Origin of the sequence: Mycobacterium asiaticum DSM 44297, from assembly GCF_000613245.1 — a bacterium.
In the GTDB taxonomy this organism is placed as follows: Bacteria; Actinomycetota; Actinomycetes; order Mycobacteriales; family Mycobacteriaceae; genus Mycobacterium; species Mycobacterium asiaticum.
Genome location: NZ_HG964937.1, coordinates 1,293,868 through 1,300,007 on the forward strand (window position 1 = coordinate 1,293,868; position 6,140 = coordinate 1,300,007).

Consider the following 6,140-nt stretch of genomic DNA (forward strand, 5'->3'; position numbering starts at 1 on the left):
GTTTCTCGGCATGTCAGAGGACCACGCGCGCAACTTCGTTTCCCTCCCGGATGGGGCTCAACTGCCCCGGTCCGCAGCGGGCGGGCATCTGCTGGTCACCGGGGTCGACGCCGCGGGGCGGTCCTGCGTGGCTGAGGAGGGTGCGGTCACCTTGAACGGTTTTCCCGGCTACGAGGGCATCCTGTTCTCAGTGCTGTATGACACGCCGTCGCCGGGGATTTCGGCCGGCGGCCGCGCCGCCGACACCCTGGACCTGGGTGTGCCGCCGGGTGCGGTCAACTGGAAGATGATCGATTACGGTCCGGGAGTGGAGTTTTCGATGCACCACACCGATACCGTTGATTTCGATCTGGTGCTGGCCGGCTCGGTGGAGCTGATATTGGACGACGGCGCGCACCCGTTGGCAGCCGGCGACACCGCGGTGGTCACCGGGGTGGATCACGCCTGGCGGACCGGCCCGGCGGGTTGCCGGCTTAGCGTCGTCTCCGTCGGCGTCGCACACAGCGCGACCGCGACATAGCCGGAACTCAGCGCCGGTGTCTGGGATAACGGATCGACAGGTTCGCCGTCGATCAGCAGATTCCGGTTGACGCCGAAGGACTGTGGTGCGGAGTTGCCCTGCGGGTCGAATACTCTTGACCCCCAGCCGTGGTCCAGCACCACCAGCCCGCGCCGGGGCCGGTCGCTCAGCGACGCGCGCACCTCGACCGCGCCGACGGGGGAGGACACCCGCACCAGATCGCCGTCCCTGATCCCGAGAACGGCCGCGTCGGCGGGGTGGATGAGTACCGTGCTGCCTTTGCCGCCAGGGTGTAGCCCGGGCAGGTCGTTGAGGAATGAGTTCATCGAATGGCGGTGGCGGCGGTTGCCGATCTGGAACGGATAGGCCTCCGGCGCCTGTGGGGGTGGTTCCGTCAATAGTTCCCGGGCACGTGCCACCAGTTCGGCGGGGGCGATGTGCACGCGTTTGTCGTCGGTGCGCAGCGCTTTGACGAAGTGTCCGTACTCTCGAGGGCCGAGCACCATGCCGTGCGGATTAGCCAGCAGGTCGCGCCATTTCAGCTTGCGGCCGTTCACCTTTCGGGACATGGCGACAATCAGGCGGTCGATCCAGTGCGGCGAGAACTCCAGCGCGGGCCGGCCCGTCATCCCGGCCAGGCGCCGACTACCCTTCACCAACGCGTTGACACCTTTGACGCCGAACAGCGGGACGTTCATTGCCAGCGCTAGGTCGACGAACACGCGCCATTCTTCGCGTGCGTCCGGCGGCGGCTCGATCGCGCGCACGCCGTACTGCACGTAGGGCTCGTCGTGCAAGTTGCTGGTCAGAGCCAGCAGGTCGTCGCGCTCCAGCCAATGCACCGCCGGCAGCAACCAGTGTGCGTGTCGGTGACTTTCGCGCTGGACGAAGTCGATGGCCACCAGCAGATCCAGTTCCGCCAGGGCCCGATCCAGGGCGGCGCCGTTCGGGCCGGAGACCACCGGGTTGCCGCAATTGATGACTAAGGCGCGGATCTGTCCCGGGCCCGGCGTGGTGATCTCGGCGGGCAATTCGCTCAGCGCGTGCGCCCCGGCCACCATCGGTCGGCCCGCCAGCCGGCTGCGGTGGTCAGCGGGCTTGGCGGCCGCGGCCAGTTTCAGCGCGTCGATGTAGCCGGGTTCGAAGCGTCGGCCGCCGGGGCGGTCCATGCGTCCGGTGATCACATTGAGCACGTGCCCGAGCCATTCGCCTACGGTGCCGGACACATGCAGCGAAACGCCGGTGCGGGTGACCGCCATCGCCGCCTTGGCGGTCGCGAAATCCCTTGCAGTGGCTTCGATCTGCCCGAGCGGGATGTCGCAGCGGCGGGCCAGGTCGTCGAGATCGGCCTCGGCCACCAGTGCCCGAAGAGCCGGCATCCCTGAGGTCAGTTGTGCGCAATCGGCGGGATGCTCGAGGTGCTCGTCGAGGATGACCTTGACCATGGCCAGGAGCAGCGCCCAGTCCTGGCCGGGACGCACCGCGAGGTGGATGTCGGCCTTGTCGGCGGACTCGGTGCGCAGCGGGTCGACGACGACGATGGTGGCGCCTTGGCGCTGTCTCGCCAGTGCCCGCTTCCAGCCGCCGGGTGCGCTTTCCACCCAATTCCAGGCGCTTACCGCGGGATTGGTGCCGACCAGCAGGAAGTAGTCACAGTTGTCGATGTCGGAGACGGGCACCATGATGGCCGACCCGTACATCGCTTCGGCCACCACGTGCAGCGCATTCTGGTCGACGGAGCCCACCGCGTAGCGGTTTTGGGTGCCTACGGCGTCGAGCCAGCCGTTCATGAAGATCAGGTTCGACGCGCTGTAACCCGCCGGGTTGCCGTAATAGGCGCCGATGGCGTCCGGGCCGTCGGCGTCGATGAGTGCCGTCGTCCGGGTGGCGATGTCGGAGATCGCCTCCTCCCAGGACGCCGGCACGTACCGATCCCCGACCCGCCGCAGGGGAGTGCGGATGCGGCGGGGATGCTCGACGAGTTGGGCGGCGTTGCGGCCCTTGGCGCAGAAATCGTGCCAGCTGTGCGGGTTCTGCTTGTCCGCCGAGATCTTGCGAACCCGGTTGTCCTCGACATGGACCTCGATGCCGCACGAGGCCAGGCAATAGCGGCAGAAGGTGAAGACCGTGCGGGGGTCCACCTGTTCAGCCATCGTCCCAGCGTGACACTTGCGTCCATTTTTGTATAGGTCGGCTGAGGATCGCGGCAGCTCAGCGGCGTAGAGTCCGACAGATGAGTGAGTTGCGTGATATCCGGGAGCTGGCCGGGGACACCGAGGCGTATCGGGATGAGTTGTACCGTCGCTGGACCGGTCTGCTCAGTTACCGTTACATCGGCCGCAAGCACTCGTCCATGGATCTCGGTGAAGTGGACAACACCGTCACCATCCGCCGCGACATGCGCACCGACGTTGGCGGCATAATGGTTGCGCCGCTGGCTATTTCGTCACCGGAAGGCTGCCAGACCGACATGGTCGCGGTGCCGAATCCGGTGATCGCCTCGGTGCAGATCATCGACCCGGGGTACGACGTCAGCAGGGTGGAGATCGTCGACTCGGGCATCATGCATCAGGGCCGCACCATGGGCTACGGGCGTTGCAAGATCGTGGATGCGGACAACCCGGACCGGGTGATCGCGTTCAACGAGGGTCAGGGTGCGATCATCGGCATCCCGCCCGAGGGGCTGGATCGGATGGATGTGTCCGGGACCGAGCTGGTGATCGAGGATTCACCCGACCTGCCGCCGCTCTGGGCGGCCTTCGGTGCCGCCAAGCGAGCCGATGGGCACTGGGTGCTGCCCGCGCTCAGCGCCGAATTCGCTTCGCCCGATGCGGCATTGCACATCGGCCCGCAACATGTGGTCCTGGAGACCGCTGCGACCGACCTTGCCGCCGAGGCCGCGGGAACACGGCGGGTGCAAGTGATGAGTTGGCATGTGATGTTCATGTCGCGCGGCAAGGTGGGCCCGTTCCGCGCCGAGGGCACCGCGCACGTCGGCGGGTCCGGACGGGTCGGCGTGCGGATGCTCCTGCGCGACGAGGGGAATGCCGACAAGCCGATCACCTCGGCGGCCGCCGTGTTCGACGTGGTGGCCTGAGGCGTCGGGTCGCCGGCAACCAGCTAATTGGCTGTCGGTGGTTTGGGTTCGTAGGGGTCGTACCACCACCAGTCGGCGCGTTCGCCGAGGGGGCCGGGGCAGGGTGGGACGTCCGGTGGGGGTTGGGTGGGTGGGCGTGCCAGTGATGCCGAGGTCAGGGGTTGGCCGTCGCTGTCGGTGACGAGGAGTTGGTCGGCGGGTCCGGTGATGGTGATCAGGCCGCGGTGGTGGGCGCGGTGGTGATAGGGGCAGACCAGGATCAGGTTGTGTAGTTCGGTGGGGCCGCCGTGTTCCCAGTGTTGGAGGTGGTGGGCGTGCAGGCCGCGGGTGGCCCCGCAGCCGGGCACCGCACACGTGGGGTGGCGGTGCTCGAGGGCGCGGCGCAGGCGGCGGTTGATCTCGCGGGTGGTGCGCCCGGAGCCGATCGGGACACCGTCGCGTTCGAACCACACCTCGTAGGTGGCATCACAGCTGAGGTACTGGCGTTCGGCCTCGGTCAGCACCGGACCCAGATGCAGCGCGGCGGCGGGCTTGTCCACATCGAGGTGGACCACGACGGTGGTGTGTTGGCCGTGCGGGCGGCGGGCCACATCGGCGTCCCAGCCGGCCTCGATCAGCGCCAGGAATGCTTCCCCGCTACCGGGCAACGGCGCCCGCGCCTCGTCGTCACCCGCGGTGTTGCCGTCGGGGTGGTCGCGTTTCCATTGGGCGATCAGCCCGTCGCGGTGCGAGGCCAGGGCGGCGTCGAACGTCGCCGCGTCATGGTGGTCGAGTTTGATCCGGTAGCAGCTGCCCGCCTCATCGGAGGTCTTGGTGATGATCGGGCGCTCGGGGGGTTCGGGGCCGGGTTTGGGGGTGGGTCGGGGTTCGAGGTTGACCGCGGTGCGCAACTGGTTGACCGTGGCGACTGCGGCTAGTTGCGCGTAATGGGCATCCGAACCTTCACCGGCGCGGGCGGCGATCACTCCGACCTGATCCAGCGATAGCCGGCCCTCCCGCAGCCCCGCCACGCACTGCGGGAACTCCTCGAGCCGGCGCGCGATCGCCGCGACCGTTTTCGCGTTCGACGACGACAGGGCCATCTTCCAGCCCATCACCATCTCCAACGACCGCGCCCCGGTCATGCCCCACAACTCGTCACGCTCAAGCTCGGCGGCGATCTCCACCAGCCGCCCATCAATGGCATTACGCTGCCCGGCCAACTCCGCCAACTCCTCGAACAACACCTCCAACCGATCCATAGGCCGCACCCCCAGCGGCGCCGACGCGATCGAAGACATAACCCCATCCTGACAGGAGGGTCTGACATGTTTGGTCGTGAAAACCTCAGCAGCGGCTGGCTTCCCGGATTCCTTCCAGTTCTGTTCGCTGCGCGGGCTCCGGGACCTGCGGCTCTCCGCGAGCTGCGTGGACCAATCGGGGCGTAACCCACAGCGAGACAACATCTTCGGTCCAGGGGTGAGGTCCCATCGCAACTGCCTATTGCCAAGCAGTAACCAAGATCGACAGTTCTGCAAATTGACTGACGTACGGGCAGGGTCCGCTTAGCATCACTGGATCATTTTTGTCTCAACGGCGCCTCGGCGTCGCTCTGTGAGAGGTGCGGATGTGTCGTTTGTAATCGTTGACCCCGAGTGGGTGACCGCCGCGGCAACAGATCTGGCCGCGGTCGGATCGAGCATCAATGCGGCGGGCGCGGCTGCGGCCGGCCCGACGACGGGGCTGCTTGCCGCGGGCGCTGACGAGGTGTCGGCGGCGGTCGCGAAGTTGTTCGGCGCGTATGGGCAGGGCTATCAGGAGCTCACCGCCCAGGCGGCGGCATTTCACGATCGGTTCGTGCAGGCGTTGACAGCCGGCTCAAATGCCTATGCAAGCGGTGAAGCCACCAACGCTCTTACCATGCAGCTCGACGCGCTCAACGCGTCCTTTGTGTCGGCGACCGGGCGCCCGTTGTTCGGTGACGGCGCCAACGCAACCACGCCGGGCGGCAACGGCGGTGCCGGCGGATGGCTGTTCGGAAACGGCGGGGCCGGCGCGGCCGGCAACCCGGGCCAGGCCGGTGGTAGGGGCGGGGACGCGTTCCTGTTCGGCAGTGGAGGCACCGGCGGCGCGGGCGGTGGCCAAAATATTGGTTCCGGTGGTGCCGGTGGCGCCGGTGGGGCCGGTGGCTGGATCCTCGGCAACGGTGGCGCCGGCGGAGCCGGCGGCCATGGCACCAGCTTTGACAGCATCGGCGGTGGAAACGGCGGCGCCGGTGGCAGCGCCGGACTTATCGGCAACGGCGGCAACGGCGGCGGCGCCGGCGGCGGTTTCGCTCTGACGGGCATTGGTGGAGGAGCCGGGGGCAATGGCGGAAACGGCGGGTTGATCGCCGGCAATGGCGGTGCCGGTGGCGGTGGCGGTGGCGGTGCCGGCAGCGGCGCCGCCTCCAATGGTGGTGGTGGTGGCGGCGGTGGCGCGGGCCACCCGGGCAACGACGGCATCGGCGGCGTTGGAGGTGACGGCGGCAACGGTGGCGGCGTG

5 protein-coding genes are annotated in these 6,140 nt (G+C 67.9%); 3 read left to right on the top strand and 2 right to left on the bottom strand.

Annotation, left to right across the window (positions count from 1 at the left end):
- Window positions 1-10 precede the first annotated feature (10 nt).
- Entirely contained in the window at window positions 11-520 is a 510-nt protein-coding gene (locus BN972_RS16375) for a cupin domain-containing protein (RefSeq protein WP_235192479.1), read from the top strand.
- On the opposite strand, the gene BN972_RS16380 is transcribed toward BN972_RS16375, so the two are convergent.
- Window positions 439-2,673 (bottom strand): molybdopterin-containing oxidoreductase family protein, encoded by a 2,235-nt coding sequence (locus tag BN972_RS16380; RefSeq protein WP_080696877.1) that lies wholly within the window; start codon window positions 2,671-2,673, stop codon window positions 439-441. The genes BN972_RS16375 and BN972_RS16380 overlap by 82 nt on opposite strands.
- Window positions 2,674-2,753: 80 nt before the next feature.
- On the opposite strand from BN972_RS16380, the gene BN972_RS16385 reads away from it, so the two are divergent.
- Entirely contained in the window at window positions 2,754-3,617 is an 864-nt protein-coding gene (locus tag BN972_RS16385; protein ID WP_036359814.1) for a hypothetical protein, read from the top strand.
- 23 nt (window positions 3,618-3,640) lie between these two features.
- On the opposite strand, the gene BN972_RS16390 is transcribed toward BN972_RS16385, so the two are convergent.
- Entirely contained in the window at window positions 3,641-4,897 is a 1,257-nt protein-coding gene (locus tag BN972_RS16390; protein ID WP_036359817.1) for an HNH endonuclease signature motif containing protein, read from the bottom strand.
- Window positions 4,898-5,225: 328 nt separating this feature from the next.
- On the opposite strand from BN972_RS16390, the gene BN972_RS16395 reads away from it, so the two are divergent.
- A partial coding sequence (locus tag BN972_RS16395) for a PE family protein (RefSeq protein WP_148305406.1) occupies window positions 5,226-6,140 on the top strand: 915 nt, incomplete at its 3' end.

Bases quoted from the DNA above. Each gene is read 5' to 3' on its own strand.
- BN972_RS16375 (WP_235192479.1), top strand. From the start codon at position 11: ATGTCAGAGGACCACGCGCGCAACTTCGTTTCCCTCCCGGATGGGGCT.
- BN972_RS16390 (WP_036359817.1), bottom strand. From the start codon at position 4,897: ATGTCTTCGATCGCGTCGGCGCCGCTGGGGGTGCGGCCTATGGATCGG.
- BN972_RS16380 (WP_080696877.1), bottom strand. From the start codon at position 2,673: ATGGCTGAACAGGTGGACCCCCGCACGGTCTTCACCTTCTGCCGCTAT.
- BN972_RS16385 (WP_036359814.1), top strand. From the start codon at position 2,754: ATGAGTGAGTTGCGTGATATCCGGGAGCTGGCCGGGGACACCGAGGCG.